At 47.3% G+C, this 18530-nt stretch carries 15 protein-coding genes; 1 reads left to right on the top strand and 14 read right to left on the bottom strand.

Annotation, left to right across the window (positions count from 1 at the left end; genetic code table 11):
* Positions 1-17 precede the first annotated feature (17 nt).
* The 13 genes from ACLROL_RS01765 to allE all read right to left on the bottom strand — a co-directional run bounded on the left by ACLROL_RS01765 (position 18) and on the right by allE (position 16041).
* Positions 18-542 carry a nitroreductase family protein gene (locus ACLROL_RS01765; protein WP_087211499.1) on the bottom strand — a complete coding sequence of 175 codons (525 nt, stop codon included), beginning with the start codon at positions 540-542 and terminating at the stop codon, positions 18-20.
* Positions 543-580: 38 nt separating this feature from the next.
* Positions 581-1564, bottom strand: coding sequence for an electron transfer flavoprotein subunit alpha/FixB family protein (locus tag ACLROL_RS01760; protein WP_087211496.1), 984 nt, complete (start codon positions 1562-1564; stop codon positions 581-583).
* Complete coding sequence (locus ACLROL_RS01755; RefSeq protein ID WP_087202709.1) at positions 1564-2358, bottom strand: electron transfer flavoprotein subunit beta/FixA family protein; 795 nt, start codon at positions 2356-2358, stop codon at positions 1564-1566. Before ACLROL_RS01755 ends, ACLROL_RS01760 begins: the two co-directional genes overlap by 1 nt.
* Before the next feature lie 28 nt (positions 2359-2386).
* The gene (locus tag ACLROL_RS01750) at positions 2387-3547 is read right to left on the bottom strand and encodes an NAD(P)/FAD-dependent oxidoreductase (RefSeq protein WP_087202711.1); all 1161 of its coding nucleotides are present in this window, start codon (positions 3545-3547) and stop codon (positions 2387-2389) included.
* 33 nt (positions 3548-3580) lie between these two features.
* Positions 3581-4831 carry a Zn-dependent hydrolase gene (locus ACLROL_RS01745; protein ID WP_087202713.1) on the bottom strand — a complete coding sequence of 417 codons (1251 nt, stop codon included), beginning with the start codon at positions 4829-4831 and terminating at the stop codon, positions 3581-3583.
* A 147-nt stretch (positions 4832-4978) separates the two neighbouring features.
* Positions 4979-6643 carry a PucR family transcriptional regulator gene (locus ACLROL_RS01740; RefSeq protein WP_087202715.1) on the bottom strand — a complete coding sequence of 555 codons (1665 nt, stop codon included), beginning with the start codon at positions 6641-6643 and terminating at the stop codon, positions 4979-4981.
* 102 nt (positions 6644-6745) lie between these two features.
* The gene (locus tag ACLROL_RS01735) at positions 6746-7990 is read right to left on the bottom strand and encodes a M20 family metallo-hydrolase (RefSeq protein WP_087202717.1); all 1245 of its coding nucleotides are present in this window, start codon (positions 7988-7990) and stop codon (positions 6746-6748) included.
* A gap of 42 nt (positions 7991-8032) precedes the next feature.
* Positions 8033-8260, bottom strand: a complete 228-nt coding sequence (locus tag ACLROL_RS01730; RefSeq protein ID WP_246599221.1) for a hypothetical protein — start codon at positions 8258-8260, stop codon at positions 8033-8035.
* Positions 8260-9870 carry an L-lactate permease gene (locus ACLROL_RS01725; RefSeq protein ID WP_087202719.1) on the bottom strand — a complete coding sequence of 537 codons (1611 nt, stop codon included), beginning with the start codon at positions 9868-9870 and terminating at the stop codon, positions 8260-8262. The genes ACLROL_RS01730 and ACLROL_RS01725 overlap by 1 nt, the downstream gene beginning before the upstream one ends.
* 42 nt (positions 9871-9912) lie before the next feature.
* Complete coding sequence (gene arcC / locus ACLROL_RS01720; protein ID WP_087202788.1) at positions 9913-10848, bottom strand: carbamate kinase; 936 nt, start codon at positions 10846-10848, stop codon at positions 9913-9915.
* Between the two features lie 27 nt (positions 10849-10875).
* Positions 10876-13881 (bottom strand): acyl-CoA synthetase FdrA, encoded by a 3006-nt coding sequence (fdrA, locus tag ACLROL_RS01715; RefSeq protein ID WP_413067227.1) that lies wholly within the window; start codon positions 13879-13881, stop codon positions 10876-10878.
* 18 nt (positions 13882-13899) lie between these two features.
* Complete coding sequence (gene allD, locus ACLROL_RS01710; protein ID WP_413067258.1) at positions 13900-14952, bottom strand: ureidoglycolate dehydrogenase; 1053 nt, start codon at positions 14950-14952, stop codon at positions 13900-13902.
* Between the two features lie 300 nt (positions 14953-15252).
* Positions 15253-16041: a (S)-ureidoglycine aminohydrolase gene (gene allE, locus ACLROL_RS01705; protein ID WP_087202722.1), complete on the bottom strand. Its 789-nt coding sequence runs from the start codon at positions 16039-16041 to the stop codon at positions 15253-15255.
* A gap of 227 nt (positions 16042-16268) precedes the next feature.
* Between allE and ACLROL_RS01700 the strand changes: the two genes are divergently transcribed.
* Positions 16269-17120, top strand: coding sequence for an alpha/beta hydrolase (locus ACLROL_RS01700; RefSeq protein ID WP_087202724.1), 852 nt, complete (start codon positions 16269-16271; stop codon positions 17118-17120).
* Between the two features lie 30 nt (positions 17121-17150).
* Here ACLROL_RS01700 and ACLROL_RS01695 read toward each other — a convergent pair whose 3' ends face one another.
* Positions 17151-18527 carry an NCS1 family transporter gene (locus ACLROL_RS01695; protein ID WP_087202726.1) on the bottom strand — a complete coding sequence of 459 codons (1377 nt, stop codon included), beginning with the start codon at positions 18525-18527 and terminating at the stop codon, positions 17151-17153.
* Positions 18528-18530: the final 3 nt, after the last annotated feature.

Here is an 18530-nt window from a genome sequence, read left to right as displayed (position 1 = left end):
ATGAGGGTTTTATGAGATTAAAACTTTTCTTTGTGTACCTTTTCCATTGGAAGTTTATCAAGCTCATACGGAGCTTTTTCTTCATTTGGCACTCCCACTGTCAGGATGGCCTGAAGTTTGTAGTTTTCCGGGTATCCCAGGATATCTCTTACAAATGCTTCCGTATCTCTTCCGTCTTCCGCTTTTCTGAGTCTTCCCTGCACCCAGCAGCTTCCAAGTCCCAGGGCATGTGCCATCAGATGCATGTTGCTCATAGCTGCGGAGCAGTCTTCTGTCCAGACGTCGGATGCATCTTCATTTCCCACTACCACGATGGCGCACGGAGCTTCTTTGAGCATCTTTACGGATCCTGCACGGCAGTCTGCCATTTTGAGAAGAACGTCTTTGTCTGTCACGACAATGAATTCCCACGGGCGAATCGCTTTTCCGGATGCGGAGAGGATCCCTGCCTGCACGATCTTCGTGATATCTTCTTCGGATACCTTCTCATCTTTGTAACTTCTGATACTGCGTCTTGTTCGCATAAGTTCTAATAATTCCATTCGTCTCACCTCGTATGTATTTTACTTATCCTATTGTACTACAGTTTCAGATAATTTTCCAGAACCGCTCTCAGATCTGCTGTCATTCCATAGTCTGCCACTTTGAAGATCGCTGCGTTCGGATCTGTATTGACAGCCACAAAGAGTTTTGTATCCTTGATTCCTTCCGTGTGCTGGATCGCCCCGGATACTCCGAGAGAGATGCAGATCTTTGGACGGATCGTACATCCTGTCTGTCCGATCTGATGCTCGAACGGGATCGTCTCTGTGTCGACCATCGGCCTTGTGCCGCCGATAGCCGCGCCGATCTTGTCGGCAAATTCTTTTACGAGGGCAAAATTGTCGTCTTCCAGTACTCCTCTTCCTCCTACAACTACGATCTCGGATGAGAGAATGCTGTCCGTCGTATCTTCTGTTGGAAGTACCTCTACGACTTCGATCTGTGAATCCGGTACAGCGATATCATCCATATATACAACTTCCGCGCTGTTTTCGGATGACGCCTCCGGTGCAGTGTACACGCCCGGTCTTACTGTCATCATCTGCGGATAGTATCCTTCTCTTGTGATGATCGTCACAAAAACATTCTCTCCGAAAGATGGTTTATTCTGTTTGATGTAATAAGAGCCGTCTTCTCTTGTTCCCACAAGCAGTTCGGTACAGTCTGCTGTGAGTCCGCAGTTAAGCTTCATAGCTACTCTTGAGAAGATGGAGCGTCCTGTCGGGGTAGCCGGAATCAGCACGGATGACGGATCGATCTTGCGCAGCATCTCCGCGATGACCTCGCTTGCCGCATCGTCCTGAAGCAGGATATCCCTGCTCGTCTTTACGACATAGATTTTTTCCACACCGAGTCCTTTTAACTCTTCCACTACAGTGTCACAGTCTTTGGCTGCTACGATTGCGCTGATCTCTTCTTTTGTCGTTTCCTGGATCAGACGTGCTGCGGAGACAAGTTCTGCGGATGCCGGCTCTAATTTCCCATTATAATTTTCTGCAAAAATACAAATTCCATTCGCCATTATAATTTTCCTTTCTCCTCATCAATCATATTCTTCAGCTTCACAGCCAGTTCTTCCGGTGTTCCTTCCAGCATTTCTGCCATCCTTCCTCCTGTCGGCTCGAAGGAGTCGATGACTGCTGTCGGGGATCCCGGGATACCTACCTGATCGGCCGGCAGCTTCAGGTCCGCATTCGTGTATGTTGCAAGCGGTTTATTTTTTGCCGCTCTCGTGCTTCGAAGCGTCGCCAGACGCGGCACGTTGGATCCGAAGTTCACAGAAAGAACTGCCGGAAGAGCACAGCGCACATGGAACCGTTCTCCATATACTTTCTTCACTGCGTCGATTTTGTCTGGAACTGCCTCGTCATACTGAATGCTCTGGATTTCCGCAACATGCGGGATTCCCAGGCATTCTGCAACCATCGCGCCTACCTGTCCGGTGGCGCCGTCTGCTGACAGCGCACCGCTTAAGATCAGGTCAAATTTTCCATATTTTTTGATGGCTTCTGCCAGTACCTTTGCTGTCGCAATGGTATCTCCGCCGGCAACTGCGCGGTCTGTGATCAGACAGCTTTCGTCGCAGCCATGTGCCATCGCCTCTCTCAGTGCTTTTTCGGCATCCGGCGGTCCCATCGTAAATACGACTACTTTTCCGCCGGTCTGTTCTTTCAGCACCATTGCTTCTTCTATCGCATTTAAGTCTGCCGGATTGATCATGCCCTCTGCGCTGGCGCGGATCAGAGCATGTGTCTCCGGATCTACTGAAACATTGTTTGAAACAGGTACCTGTTTGATAAGAACCGCTATATCCATTTTTTCCTCCTGAAATCTTGATTACGAATTAGCCAAGCAGACGTTTGAATGCCCAGTCTTCCAGTAATGGCGTGGATTCTCCGCGCATGATCAGTTTTGCAAGGTCTCTGCTTGCTGCCGGCGCTTCGATGACACCATTTCCGCCGTAACCTGTAGCGAGGATGTATCCTTCTACCGGAGTTTCTCCAAGGATCGGAAGGAAGTCTTTTGGTTCTGCGCGGTAGGAAAGCCAGGATGAAACAAGACCGCTGTCCACGATGCCAGGTACTTTTACTTCCAGCTGATCAAGCAGGAAGTCGATGAAGTAATCGTCTGTTCCGCCTGTTGCCGGAAGTTTGTCCGGATCCCACTGTCCTGCATGCATCGGGTTATTCAGATCCATGGACAGGTGTGATTTACAGATAAAGATGTTGTCTCCTGCTCTCAGTCCGTAGAATTCCGGGTATTTGAGTACCGGGAATGTGTAGTTGAGTTTCTTTCCCGGAGGGCAGAGGAAGAATGCTTCGGCTTTTGTATGCCAGATCGGTACATCCACTCCTACCATTTCTCCTGTGAACTTGCTCCAAGGTCCTGTACAGTCTACTACATAGTCGAATTCGTACTCTTCGCCTTCGCTTGTCTTAAGTCCTGTCACTTTGTTATCTTTTACAACAACTTCTGTCACTTTGACGCCTGTCTTGATGACTCCGCCGTTTTTCTGCATTTTCTTTGCATATGTATTTGAGATCATCGTTCCGTCAAAGTATCCGTCGTCTGCTGTGTATCCTGCTCCAAGGATGTTGTCTGTGGAGATATCCGGAAGGATCTCTTTGATGCGGTCTTTATCTGTGATATATTCTCCTGAGTATCCTGCTGCCTTTGCAAGAGCGATACCTGTCTTGATCGTCGCTTCTACCTGTTCGTTTGTTGCGACAACAAGGGTACCTGTCTTGTCAAATCCTGCAGAACCTTTTTCTTCTGCTTCCATTTTCAGGTAAGATTCAAATCCGTATAATCTGACATCCCAGTATCTGTTCTTTAATGAGTCGTCGAACAGACATACTGTTCCGGCTGATTTTGCTGTAGATGCTCCGCCGATCGTATCTTTTTCAAACACGATCACTTCTGCATTGTCATAAAGGCTTAAATGATAGCCTAAACATGTTCCGGAAATACCTCCGCCGATAATACCAATTTTCTTCTTTTCCATATGAGTGTCTCCTTTTCTTTTATATTTTTTTATTTATTTGTGCTCGATTTCCATGTTGTCCAGCAAGAGCACTGTCTCAAGCAGGACGTCGCATCCGCGCCGGATATCTTCTTCTTTCGTAAATTCATATCTGGAATGGCTGATACCCTCTTCGCTTGGGACAAAGATCATGCCTGTCGGAAATACTCTCGTCATCAGCAGGGAATCATGGAATGCCCCGCTTGGCAAGACAGTGTAGTCCACATCCAGCTTCTTTACTGCTTTTTCGATGGCGCTTTTTACTTCTTCCGCCATCGGAGCCGGTTCATGGTAAGAAATATGTTCCCAGCTCAGTGTTTCCTGTGCCTCGTCGCACAGCTTTTTGACGTATGTGTAAAGTTCCTCTTCTATTTTCTTCATCACATCGGCGCTCTGATCCCGGATCTCCAGATGGAAGGTACAGCTGCCAGGGATGACATTGACGGAATTTGGTGCGACTTTGATCGTTCCTACAGTGGCTACTGTGTACTGCCCTCCGAGCCGCTTTACGACATTTGGCACTTCAGAAATAAATCTGGCCGCTGTCACAAGGGCGTCTTTCCGGTCTTCCATCATTGTGCTTCCTGCATGGTTTGCCTGTCCTTGGATCTGCACTTCGTAGCGGCTTACACCGGCTATGGATGACACGATCCCAACCGGTATCCGGTTTTTGTAAAGTGTTCCTCCCTGCTCCACGTGGAGTTCGATAAAACAATGGACAGATGCCGGATCGATCTTGGCTTTCGCCACATTTTCTACCGTGATTCCATAATTTTTGAATACTTTTTTTCTCGTTTGTCCATACATATCCAGGTCATTTTCTGAGATCCCCAGATCTTCCCCGCAGATCGCACCGCTTCCCAGAAGTCCGCTTCCAAAACGGAAACCTTCCTCATCAGTAAATACGATGACTTCCAGCGGATGTCTAAGCCTCTTCCCTGCTTTGACAAGGGCTTCGCAGACTCCAAGTCCTGCCATACAGCCTACCACACCATCGTATTTTCCTCCGTCCGGCACTGTGTCAAGATGGGATCCCATCATGATAGCCGGAAGATCAGGTTCTTCCCCCTCCAGACGTGCGATCAGGTTTCCCGCCTCGTCCATCCGTACCGGGATACCGATTTCTCTGAAGTAACCCTGGAATATTTCACGGGCTTTTACGTCTTCGTCGGAATACGCCATCCTTGTGTGGGTACCGTCTTCCTGCGCACCGCAGGCGTACAGCTCTTCCAGACGTTCCGTTACTTTCTTTGCATCGACTTCCACCTTATCCCTCCTCGCTTCGTTGTCATTTCATATTTCATAGTATAGATAATTTTTTAACAGCTTACATCGGTGCATCCAGATAAAAATAATTCGGCAGTTTATCCAAATTAGATAAACTGCCGTTCTGTTGCTTTGTTTATTTTTTCTCTATTTTTTATTGTAATCCTCGATCATTTTATAGACTACAAGACCGATACGGACCGCCAGCATCTCGTTTGCATTGTTGAAGTCCATTCCTGTGATCTTGGCAATCTTTTCGATCCGGTATGCCGCCGTCTTATAGTGAACATACAGATCCTGTGCTGTCTTGGAAAGATTCTGGTTGTAATTGAGATACGTCTTTAACGTGGCCACAAGATCTTCCTGCTGTGGTTTTTTATAATTGTAAAGTTTCTGCAGCGATTCCGGCACGTACTCGAGGAGGAGCGCCGGATCGTTCAGCTGACACAAAAGTTTGAAGATCCCAAGATCAGAAAACATCATCAGATATGATGTTCCTTCCTCAGAAATATCTCCCGCGATATCAATAAATGAGAACGCATCGTCCGCCTCCTTATAAGATTCCTGCAGATGAATGATTCCTTCCACCATCTTTCCCACGCCGGCCTTTACTTTCAGTTTTTTATTCTGCCGCGTGACTGCGTCCTGTATAAGATTTCGGATTTCTTTTAATTCCTTCCTGCATTCTACCTGTGCCTGATCCGGATCAGCCGTCATGATCACGACGAGCTTCTCCATATCCCTGTGGATCTTTGCCCCTGTCATGTGCTGCTTTACCGCCTCTTCCAGGTAGTTTAAATGATACAGTTTTTCATTTATATTTTTCTGCTTTCTTCCCTCATTTGCCACACCGAACACGATGACCCTGTAAAAACCGTCCGGATCCATGCCAAGCAGAGCCGTACTTTTTTTCAGCTCCCCGGAAGATGTTACCTTTCCGTTCAAAAGATTATTGAGGATGTCATTCTGATATTTCTTTTCCAGCTCCGACACCGCAAACTTTCTTGAGAATTCGTACTGGAAAGCTACGATCGCATTTTCCACGGCAATGCAGTCCATCATATTAAAAATGGAATCTCTCTCTGTGATGACAAGATACATCTGTACTCCGACATTGAGCCGGATCTGCACGATATACTGGACGTTCTCTCCTTCCTGTCTCATATACCGGTAGTTCGTGATCGTGCCAGGATCATATTCCTTGGCATCTTCCGACAACTGGAAATCAATTATCTGATCGTTTGCCGCAGCGTAACATGTCATGTTCTGGTTGTAAAGAGCCACCGGATTGCGGATCAGTTTATTCAGCATATCCAGAATATCCCCTACCGGATTTTTTTTGTGGCCCTGGGACAGGGACAATGCTGTAAAATTATCATGCGTTGTCTTGAAATATTTGAGTTTCGTGACTTCCTCATTGAAAATATTCTCCATGACAAAACACATGATCTTTTGGAAAGAAATCTCAAAAGGCACTTCCACAAGCGGGATATCATATCGGTCCGCAAACTCCTGCAAAAGCCCTATCTTCTTTTCCGCTTCCTCTACCTTACGTCCTCGTTTGATGATCAGTCCGCTGATCTGCTTTTTCTGGATTTCCTCGATATACTCGGCAAACTCGGCGGTGCTGCAGTATTTGAATGCATAAAGCCCTGTCAAAAGCAGTTCTCCGCCGTTGATAAATTTCACGATATCAGGTGCTTCAATAATGGTCACACCTTTGATTTCTTTTTGTATCCCTTTTTTCCCACACAACAGCTTCATCTTTGCCAGATTTTCTGTGCGCAGCAATTCTGCAACTGTAAACCCCATATTTTCACCTTCATCGCTATATTTTCCGCATATAAACAGTATAACACACGATTGCAAAAAAACGCCACAGGATTTTTCCTGCGGCGCTTTTCGAACCGTTTATTAACAGGATGTAATGAGCTTTTCCGCAAGTTCTGCCATGATAACAGATGCCTTTGCAAAATCGCTGTATTTTGTGAACTCTACCGGACAATGGCTTCTTCCGTCTTTGCTCGGAACAAACAGCATCGCTGTCGGGATGACCTGTCCGATCTCAAGGGAGTCGTGTCCGGCTCCGCTTGGAAGATACTTGTAGCTGTATCCGTGTTCTTTACAGCTTTCTTCCATTTCCCGGAGCATATCCATGGACAGGTTGACCGGCGTGATGGTCAGCTTATTCTGGATGTCGTAGCTTCCGCCCATAGCTTTCACTTCTCTGTCGAGAGCTGCGCGGATACGGTTTGCGATATCGTTGATGTTGTCATTGTTCTTAGAACGGATATCTACCGTAAATTCACATTTTTCTGCAACGATATTCATTCCGCCTGGGATCGTGTTGATATATCCGACTGTGGAAACGCTTCCGTCCGCTTTTTCTCTCGCCCAGTCTGCGATCTTGGAAATGACTTTTGTAGCTGCATCTACTGCATCCATTCTCATATCCATCGGTGTCGTACCTGCATGGTCGGATCTTCCGTTTACCGTGATCATATATCTCTGGATACCGACGATGCAGTCCACAAGTCCGATTTCAATATTTTCTGCGTCCAGGACTGGTCCCTGTTCAATATGTGCTTCCAGGAAATATCCGATGGATCCGTCCGGCCATTTTGCATCCTGCACTTTTTCCGGATCCAGATTGTACTCTTTCATGGCCTCATAGATGGATACACCGTTTTTATCTGTGAATTTTTTGCAGTATTCCGGATCCCTGTTTCCAAGCATTGCCCCGGATCCAAAATATCCTGTTCCGAATCTCATTCCTTCTTCGTCGCAGAAACCTACAACTACAAAGTTACGTTTCGGAACGATTCCTTTTTCTTTCAGAAGTCTTGCCACCTCGATGGCGCATACGACTCCGGCGATCCCGTCATAGTTTCCGCCGTTTACTACGGAATCATAGTGGGATCCCATCATGACGCACGGAAGATCCGGATTTTCGCCTTTCATTGTCCCGAAGACGTTTCCCGCTGCATCCTCATGTACTTCCAATCCCGCCTCTTCCATTGTCTTTCTCAGGAAATCGACGGCTTCTCTTGCTTCCTTTGTAAACGGAAGTCTTGTACATCCTTCTCCCGGAGTTGCTGTGAACTGTTTCAAATGTTCCAGATCCTGCGCAATTCTGCCTGTTACTTCTTCAATACCCATTTTTTGTCCTCACTTTCCTTTTTATTGTGTATATGAATATTTTTATTTCTTTTTCAATCGGTCGTAAAGATGCACCTTGACCGGAGAATACAGCATCGCTGCTCCGATCATGATAAAACCTGCCGTACACAACCCGTCATTTCCTCCGGAAAGCCCTGCCATGATCACGGCAAATGCTGCCATGATCACAAGAAATGCGATGGTAAGTCCTCCTGCCCGGGTCTGAAAAAAACTCTTTTCTTCCACTGAAACTCCCTCTCTCTCTGTCATTATAGGCTGACTGCCGCAAACGCCAGCACTCCAATAGCGATAGCAACCGGCACTGTGATCACAATGATCTTCTTGAGTACCTTTCCTTCGTTTCCGAGAATGTCTGCCGTCGTCGTTCCGAGGATGATATTACTCGGGCTGACTGCACTTCCTATGGATCCTCCGGAAGACTGTGCTCCCAGTATCACAGAAGGATCTACCTCCAGCAGACCTGCCGTCGTCGTCTGGAATCCTCCAAAGAGGATGTTGGAACTCATATTGCTTCCGGTCATAAAAGATCCGAGAAGTCCCACGAACGGGGAAAGTACCACGTAGACTTTTCCAAGTACATTGGCGATCCCATTTGCCAGCACTACCGTCTGTCCGGTTCCCGCCATAACTTTTGACATGATGACAAGTCCGATCACGGCGATACCCGACGGCATCGTCATAGATACCGAGCGGACAAATACACCCTTTACTCCGCCATTTTTGATCCAGCCTTTCTTTTTGTAATAGACAAGTCCGATAAGAGAAGACAGCAAAAGGAACATGCTGGCGTGCGTAAACGGCGACAGAGGCGAGAAGCATTCTGTGGCCTCATTGACATATCCGTATCCTGTCTGCGTCTCCGGAAAGGCAAGTCCGATCTGGAACTGGGACAAAAATGTATTGACCGGTTTTACGACCAGAACAATAAGCGTAATGGCCGACAAAAGAAAATACGGTACAAATGCATGGATGAGGGTCATTCCCTCCGGCTTATCATCTGCGCTCTGCCCGGCAAATGTCCGATCCATGATCTGGCTTTCCTCCACGCACCAATCTTTTTTATAAGGTTTCAGCTGGCCAAGAAGAAGGACTGCCACAAGGGAAATACATGCCGGAACAAAACATGCGATCGTCGTGTTGACCTGAGTTAGGAGAAGTTCTCCTCCTCCCTGGATCAAAGAGATAAACATAACCGGCAGAATTCCTTTTTTGATGGCTTTCCCTTTGCCGTAAAACCAGCAGATGACCATCCCATCTATGATATTCCAGAACCAGATAAAGGCCGCTGTACAAAAGGCGGTAGCCAGGTATTCCTTGCTTCCTACCGTGAGTCCTGCGCTCATAGCCAGGGCGTCCCACGCTGCACCAAGCGTCCCGAACGTATTTCCCCAGGACTGCCCGAGAAGCGGGATGATAACCGCCCACATCGGTTTGACTCCGATACCGATCAGAAGCGGCGCTCCTACCGCCACCGGCACTCCAAACCCTGTAATACCCTGAAGAAAGCTTTCGAATATCCATCCCATGGTCAGTACAAGCAGAAGTTCGTTTGGAAGCAGTTTCCTCATGCCATCCCGGATAACGGAAAATGCTTTCGCTTCGCTTCCCACCTGATACATCAGGACCGCTGTCCAAACGATCAGAAGGATCGTAAGGGCATTCCATATGCCTTTTGCCCCCTCCGATACGATCAGGCGGATATCTGCCTTGTAAAATACAAGTCCTGTTATCACTGTGATGACAAGTCCCACCGGAGCTGCTTCTGTAGCTCCCCACTGGAATTTGATCATCAGTACGAGCAGTACGATAATGGGCAGACATGCCAGTCCCCACATGAAAAAATTAATTGGTATGTTCATATTCTCTCTCCTAAGTCGTATTGACAGGACGCTGCCGGATTTCTATTCATGGATCACAGTCCCGGTCTTTCCCGCGATTCCGTCCGCCGCTTTATCCAGAAGGGTAATAAGTGTCTTTCTTCCCTGCCCGGATCTTGCGAAGCGAAGAGCCGCTTCGATCTTCGGGAGCATGGATCCTTTTGCAAACTGATCCTGCCGAATGTATTCTTCTGCCTGTTCCACCGTGATGTCAGACAGCCATTCCTGATTTTCTTTTCCGAAATTGATGGCCACTTTCTCTACCGCTGTAAGAATGACAAGGAAATCTGCCCCGATCTGAGCTGCCAGAAGACTGCTCACATTGTCTTTATCTATAACCGCATTGACCCCGGTTAATTTCCCGCCCTTGTTGATGACCGGAATCCCGCCGCCTCCGCATGTGATGACAATATGTCCTGCTTCCAGCAATGTCTCGATAGTCTTTAATTCCCGGATCCTCTTTGGCATCGGGGAAGGCACCACGACACGGTATCCTCTTCCCGCGTCTTCCATGCAGTGCACCCCTGTCTCTTCCAGTTCCAGCGCCTCTTCTTTCGTGAGAAAGCCGCCGATAGGTTTGGTCGGGTTTTCAAATGCTTCATCATTTTCATCTACCTCGACCTGGGAAAGGATGGTGGAGACCTTCCCGTCTATCTCGCGCTTAAACAATTCGTATTTGATGGCATTTTGCAGATCGATCCCGATATATCCCTGGCTCATGGCAACACAAGTCGGGAGCGGGACCTTTTTATAGTTTTTATTTTCCGCCCGCAGACTGTCCATGGCGTCCTGGATCATGCCCACTTGCGGCCCGTTTCCATGGGTCACGATAAGGCTGTATCCTTCCTGCGCCAAATCTACGATCACTTTTGCTGTCTTTGCGACAGCCTCTTTTTGCTCTTCTATATCTTTGCCCAGGGCGTTTCCGCCCAGGGCTATCACAATTTTCTTCTTCTCCACAGCCATCTTCCTTTCTGCTTTCTTCGTCTATGAAGTAAAGCCGAGTTTTTTGGCATACGCAGCGATCGCTTTTTCGAAGCACTCGATCGGCGGATGCACAGTTCCTGCGCCGATCTGTCCGTATCCGGCGATCTTATGCGCGATTCCCGTATTGATTACCGGAGTGATGCCTTTCTCTACTACAAGTCTCGCATCGATTCCAAGGCAGGCTCCCTGGAAATTCCAGTTCGGGATGATAAAATTTGGATTGCGGTCGATGGTAATCTCCGTCATCTCTGTGCTTGTGCGCAGAGCATCCTCATATCCGCCTGCGCCGACAAATCTTGTCACAGCCGGGGCTGCGATCATTGCCATACCGCCGACTCCTACCGTTTCTGTAATGGCGCTGTCTCCCATATCCGGACACGCATCTTCTCCGTCATATCCTGTAAAGTAAAGTCCCTGCGGCGTATTGACCGGACCTGTAAACCATTCGTCTCCCATGCCGGCGATCCGGATACCGAATTCGTATCCGTTTCTGCACATCGCAGTTACGATCGTACCTCTTTCTATTGTCCTTGCTGCATCCATAACGGCTTTTCCTGTCGCCATCATGATATTCAGGAAGAACTGATCCGTATCGGAAAGGAATTTGATGACATCATAGCGATCCTTGTCATCCATATCCATTTTTGTGATAGTCGGAGCTACCTCTTTTAAGAATGCAAGAGAAGCCGCGATATTTCTCTGATGGAATTCATCGCCCATAGCGATAGCCTTTGCGATAAGCGGATTTACATCGATGCCTCCAAGTTCCCGGATGGCTCTTCCAAGAGTTGGACCAAGAACATCTCTCATCCAGCGAAGCCTTTCCACAACCTCTTCGGAATATGCCCCGAAACGAAGTACCTTTCCGATTCCTTCATTCATCGTACAGTACGCTTCATTTCCGTCCGTTGTATTTTCCACAACAAATACTGCCATGTTCGGAGATGTGATTCCTCCCATCGGTCCGACTGCTTTCACATGATGACACGGAATGAACCGGATCTCTCCGGACTCCAGAAGCTTGCGTGCATCTGCTTCATTATCTGCCCATTCTTCAAAAAGAACTGCTCCCACACAGGAACCCTGCATCGGATCCGGCATGTTTTCGTAAGCTACCGGCGGACCTGCATGAAGGATCACTTTTCCTTCCCGCATCTCCGGAATCACTTCTTTTGCCCGCACGTTATCCTTGATGACCGGCTGGCTTGCCACCACTTTTGCGATGACTTCACGGTTTGCTTCATCGATGTCCAGACCATCGTAGTGTCTGAGGAAATTCAGGATCTTGATAAGTTCCACATTTCCTCCTGCCGGCGGCATCCAGTCATACTGCACGACTTCGCAGCCAAACTGTTCTGCCACTTCTGCAAAGCTTTTCAGTCCGAGATTGATGATCTTCGGCTTCTCGGACAGCATCTGGAGCAGCTTTTCGGATGCCTTTTGCGGAACGACATCGGATGTCTGTCTTGGACGGATCTCCTTTTCCGGTTCGTCAAAGTCAAGTCCGATCGCCTGGATCGCCGTGCGAACAGCAAGTTTATTTGTCTCGCAGACGATAACACCGGCTTCTTTCAGCTTGTTTACCGCCTCGTCATATCCCTGATAATCTCTTCTTGTCCCGCATACTGTGGAGACGAAGAATACTTTCCTTCCCTCTGCTTCTGCCTTTTTCTGGAGATCTTTGATCGTCGGGAGAAGTGCTCCTGCCATATCTTCGTGGGAACCGTATCCAAGCATGATATCGAAAAGGATCACACCTGTAGATTCATCATCTACCGCCTCCTGCATACATTCGATCCGTTTTGCAGGATCGATCATTGGATGCGGTTTGCCCTGTGTATACACGTCATCTCCAAGATCTACCACAATGTGCCCGTCTGTCTTCAGCATGAATCCTTCCGCTTTTTCCGGCGGAATAGCAAGCTTTAACGCGTCCTTGATGAGCATTGCAGCTTCCCCAGCAAGTGTTCCTCCGGAATAGTATGCCTTGATCGTCTTCTTGGCATCAGCCGGATAAAATTCGGATCTGTCTGTATGGACTTCCCCTTCTTCCGCTTTTGTGCCTCGCACAAGGCTTACTGCCAGACGTGCCGCCTCGTCGAGCGTATATGTATGATAGAAGTTTTCTTCATGATATTCCGGCTTTTCTCCCAGGAAAAGAGTGATAACCGGTTTTTTGCAGACGCTCAGTCTTGCAGAGATTTTTTCCCTCACTTCTTTTGCCGGTGGTTTGGAAATCACGATCAGTACTTTGACAGTGTCGTCATCTTCCATCGCGTCGATCATATCCATCATGGTAATGCCTCCTACCTCTGTGGACAGATCTCTTCCGCCTGTACCGATGGCGTTTTTAACTCCTTCTCCGAGACGGTCAATGATCGTAGTAAGCTCCTGAATTCCGGTTCCGGAAGCTCCGATGATCCCGATCGCCCCCGGTGTCACACTGTTTGTGAATGCCACCGGCACTCCCTGGATGATGCCTGTACCGCAGTCCGGTCCCATGACAGCAAGACCCTTCTCATGTGCTTTTTCTTTTAACTTCTTCTCATCTTCAATCGTCACATTATCGCTGAACATGAAGACATTCATTCCTTCGTCCAGCGCCCGGTCTGCTTCCAGAGCTGCATAGGCTCCCGGGATAGAGATCACAGCCAGATTGGCATCCGGAAGTTTCTTCAGAGCCTTATCCCATGATTTCACACTTTCGGCCCCTTTTTTCCCTTCGCTGGATGCGGACTGCTTTTTAAAGAATTCGTCTATCTCCTTCATGATCGTATCCAGAAGGCTGTCATCGTCAATGTCCGCAACAACTACCATATCGTTTGCTGTGGACGCCATCAATTCTTCCGTATCCAGGCCGCTCTGTTTGAAAATATCTTTGTTGGCCGGCGTCGCCATCATGATAGATACTTTCTTTACTCCTTCTATCGTAGAAATCTGATTCGTCAAAAGCATAAGCACGACAGAATCATGATAACTGCCTTTTTTTACTACTGTTTTTAACATCTTTTATTCTCTCCTTCACTATTCGGCAAATCTGTTTTTGTGGTCATATCTGTTGTAATGGATATCGTCGCTGATGAGATACTCGTAAATGGAATCCACGATCTCGATTCCTCCGTCCTCATAGGCTTTCTCTTTTCTCATGACAGCGCGTTCTCCCGGATAGTACACTTTTTCATATCCGTCGGCCGTCGGCATCGCGTTAAGCTCATCACATGTCTCAGACATGTTTTTCTTAAACTGCTCAAGTCCGCAGAACCGGTTCGGATCCATCACGATGTGCATCTGTCCAAGCTCTCTTCCCTTGGAGCAATCATGATACATAGAGCTTACATGTTTTCCAAACGGCACTCCCATAAGAATTCCTGAGAAAACATCCACCATCATCATCAGCCCGTATCCTTTGGCTCCTGCGATCGGAAGCAGGGCGTTTACGAGATTCGGATCTGTGACAGGATTGCCGTTTTCGTCTACTGCCCATGTATCCGGGATTGATTCTCCTCTGGATCTCTTGTCCAATATTTTTCCCCAAGCCTGAACAGTCGTAGCCATATCAAACACAACTTTTCTGCCATCTGCTGTCGGCGCAGCAAATGAAATCGGGTTTGTTCCGTAATATGGTTCTGTTCCTCCCGGAGGCACTGCCATCGGATCGGACTGGCAGAAGGAAATCGCCACAAGATCCTGATCTGCCGCCATCTCAGTATAATATCCAATGGATCCGCTGTGAGAGATATTTCTCATTCCCACTACTGCGATGCCGTTCTCTTTCGCCATTTCGATGGCCTTCCCCATCGCTTTCTTGGCAGCCACATATCCGCATCCATTGTCTCCTTCAAAAATTCCAGAGCACGGCCCGGTCTTTTTAAACTCAAAATGCGGATCTGTCGTGATCCCTCCTTTTGCGATTCTCTCGCTGTAATATTCCACTCTTACAGCTCCGTGAGAGTGATATCCTCTTTCATCCGACCACGTTAAAATCTCAGCTGTGATATCTGCGTGTTCTTCTTTCAAACCCGCTTTCATCAGTTTCTTTTTCATCAAGCCTTTAAGTTCTTCTCTTGAAAGCCTCATTACCATAATCCTCTCTTTCATTGATCTATCCCGTCTCCGGGCAACGTCACTATGATAATATTATTGCAATCAATGAACTTTTTTTCAATTGTTTTTTTAGATATATCGAAAACAGCTTTTTTATCTAACCTCAGACATTTTGTCTATTTTTTCACGTAATTGTCTATAAGAACATGATTTCCTATAGATAAAAAAACCAGCCCGTCAGTCTGCACAACCAATTCCTGACGAGCCGGCTTTTCCAAAACACATCTATAGTATCCGGAAGAATAAATCACATGCTGCAATCAATATCGTGCCTTAAAGCTGCACATCTCTGTTACAGTCTTTTGAGTAGATATATGTAACTTCCTCATCTTTGCCTACGCCGTAGCATGCCTGCGGGCAGTATGCCTGCATAAACACGTAGTCGCCTTTCTGAAGCGGTACCCAATCGTCTCCGATACGGTACATTGCTTTTCCGGAAAGGAAATACATGCCGTGCTGCTGTACATGTGTCTCAATGTAACCATGAGACGCTCCCATCTTAAATTTCAGGATGTGGAAGTTCATGTCAAATCCGAAATCTCCTGCTGCCGGAAGGAAATCTTTGATGTGGCAGTTTTCCATTCCTTCATATGGAATCCACGGAAGATCATTGTCATTTCCCACGACTGTGTGGGCAGCATATCCTTCCACTGCTTCGTATCTGCGTTTGTATGCAAAAAGAGTCGCATCTTCTGTTCCTGCATTTTCAAATGCTACCGTGTTGCTTACCGGTGAATAAATATATCCGCCTTTTGTGAGTGTCGTTTCCTGATCTGCATTCTTTACTTTCACGCTTCCTTCTACCACGTAGATAAAGCTTTCCAATCCTTCGCCGCCAAATGCAGGATTGTTTCCGCCTTCATGTACTGTGATGAGATAATCTGCAAAAGAAGCTCCCATCGCAGGTGAGCCAAGGATCGTCACATCGCAGTTCGTGTAGCCCGGAATAGCGTTTTTCACGATTCCGTCCGGCTCGATCACCACATAGCTTCCCATCTTAACGATAGATCTTGTATTCAGTAATTCTTCGCGATATCCTGTCTGTCCGTTTAAATAACTCATTTCAAATCCTCGCTTTCATTTTACCTTATTTACCAAACGGTTTTCCGTCAGTTGTTTTTATAATATCATTATTGCAGGAATTGTCCGATGATGCAATCGTAATATCAGATAAAAACTCTCTGTTTTTTTATCCACTTTTTCACTTTTGTCAATATTTTAACAATTATATTTTATGTTATAATGTACTTACGGCTTTTTGCCGCAATTTGCAGACAAAGGAGAACCTCATGTTTACAGAAAAAGAAATTCATCTTGATACATCTGCTTTTCCAAAAAAAGCAGTTATTTATGAAAATCCAGATATTCCGCCAAAGGCCTGTCTTTTGTATTTCCACGGGGGAGGGCTTTTATACGGTACAAAAAAAGATCTCCCTTCGCTCCATCTCGAGCTGCTGACATCTGCCGGTTACCTCATCGTGTCCTACGATTATCCGCTGGCTCCGGCAGCCAAACTGGAGACCATTGTCGCTGATGTAGAAGCCTCCATCCGGCATTACACAGAACAGCCGTCTCTCTACTATCGGAAGCCACTCCCATATTTTCTCTGGGGCCGTTCCGCCGGGGCTTATCTGTGTCTTCTGGCCGCGGCAAAAAACGCTTTTCCTACTCCTCCGAAAGGCATTCTTTCCTTTTACGGATATGGGTTCCTCTGTGACGACTGGTTCTGCACGCCGAGTCCTTATTACTGTACTCTACCGGAAGTTCCTTCTTCCTGCCTGGATACCATAAAAGACGAGATCATCACAGAGGGGGATCTGAATACCCGCTATAGTCTCTACGTATACGCAAGGCAATCCGGACAGTGGAAGTCACTGATCTACGAAGGCCGTGACAAAACATTTTATCTCGACTACTCTCTGCGCACCTGCGACCGCCTACCGTGCCCGCTCTTCTGCGCACACAGTACGGGCGACACCGATGTCCCTTATGCCGAATTCCTGGAACTTTGCAGGAAATACCGTGCACAACGTTTCGTCGTCTCCCGTTCTCTCCATGATTTCGATCGGGATGAATCGGATCCGGCTGCCCGAAAACTTCTGGAATCAACTATATCCTTTATGGAACAGAGCCTGCAGTAAAACACTGCCGGCTCTGTTTTTTTACAATATTTATTTTGCGTCCCGTTCCTCGAAAATCGTCCCGGTGCGGAATGCTTTGGAACTCTTCATATATTTCATCAGCAGGTAGTAAGCCACGCCTGACGGGATCAGACTGATATACCAGGACAGCTGCACCTGGATGAGGGAGCATATAGAGCCAAATATGATGGCAATAACTGCCGCCCAGTTAACCCCTTTGAACACGCCGCTCTTATCATACAGACGGTTGACGTCCAGCTTTTTCTTCCGGAGGATGTAGTAATCCACTGCCATGACTGCGAAGATCGGTCCAAGGAATGCCGAATAAAACTGCGTGAAAAGATTCAGTCCTGCTGCGGATTCGTCTGTGACAAGCTTCCAAGGCATACAACAGATGGACAGAACACCTACGATGACCGTAGACAGTTTCCATTTCACATGGAACGCTTCCATCAGAACATAAGCCGGCGGCACGATATTGTTCAGTACGTTGGTCGTAACCTGAGCAAATGCGATAAACAAAAGCGTCACGACTGTCAGGAATTTGCTTCCCATCGTCGTGGAGAATACAACGACTGGATCACTGTTTCCTGTAGCTGCTGTCACGAGAAGACCAATCAGCCCCATGAACAGTGTGACAGGAAGAATGGCGATCGTGTAAATACTTCCGGTAAACACCGGTCCGACATTCTCTTTCACATTTCGTGAATAGTCAGATGCATTAATGATCATGGTTGAGTAAATGCCAAGGAACGACGTGGTTGCTGCCCAGAACGGCATTCCCCATGTCCCCTTGATTCCCGAAAATACGTCGTCGATCTCCGTGGAGAACTGTGTTCTTACTACATACAGCATATATATAAGGATGGCGATGATGAAAATACAGGAGATGTTTTCCATCCATTTGATCCCCTCAAATCCATTGATAGCAAGCGCCACCTGAAGGGCAGTAAACAGGATGTAGACAACCGGCAGATTGTCAAACCCAAACAGGATTTTAAAACAGCTGTTGATAGCCCCTGCACCTACCCAGCTCTGGAAGCCGAACCAGATGATAGCCGGTACCCCTCTTAAAAGCCCCGGAACTTTGATTCCCGCTGTTCCAAAGCTGCTTCTGAGCTGTACGGTAAACGGAATCCCGTATTTATGTCCGCAGTTTCCGATGACAACGAGAGCCACCGCGATGACCAGACAGCCGATAATCATAGCCAGGATCGCCTGTGATACTGTCAGTACTCCGATAAGTCCTGCACCCATGGAAAATGTACCGATAGATACACATCCTCCCATGAAGCTGGCCGCATAGGACACCGGCCCCATGATCCGTTTTTTGGTCGGCTGCAGATCCGGATCTACATTCCTGGCAAGTTCCGGATTCAGATTTTTATTCTCAACTAAATTACTCATATG

The sequence above is a fragment of the Sellimonas sp. genome (assembly GCF_047234585.1).
GTDB lineage: Bacteria > Bacillota > Clostridia > Lachnospirales > Lachnospiraceae > Sellimonas > Sellimonas caecigallum.
The sequence above is the reverse complement of the archived record's forward strand: the minus strand, read 5'-3'. Positions and strand labels throughout refer to the sequence as shown.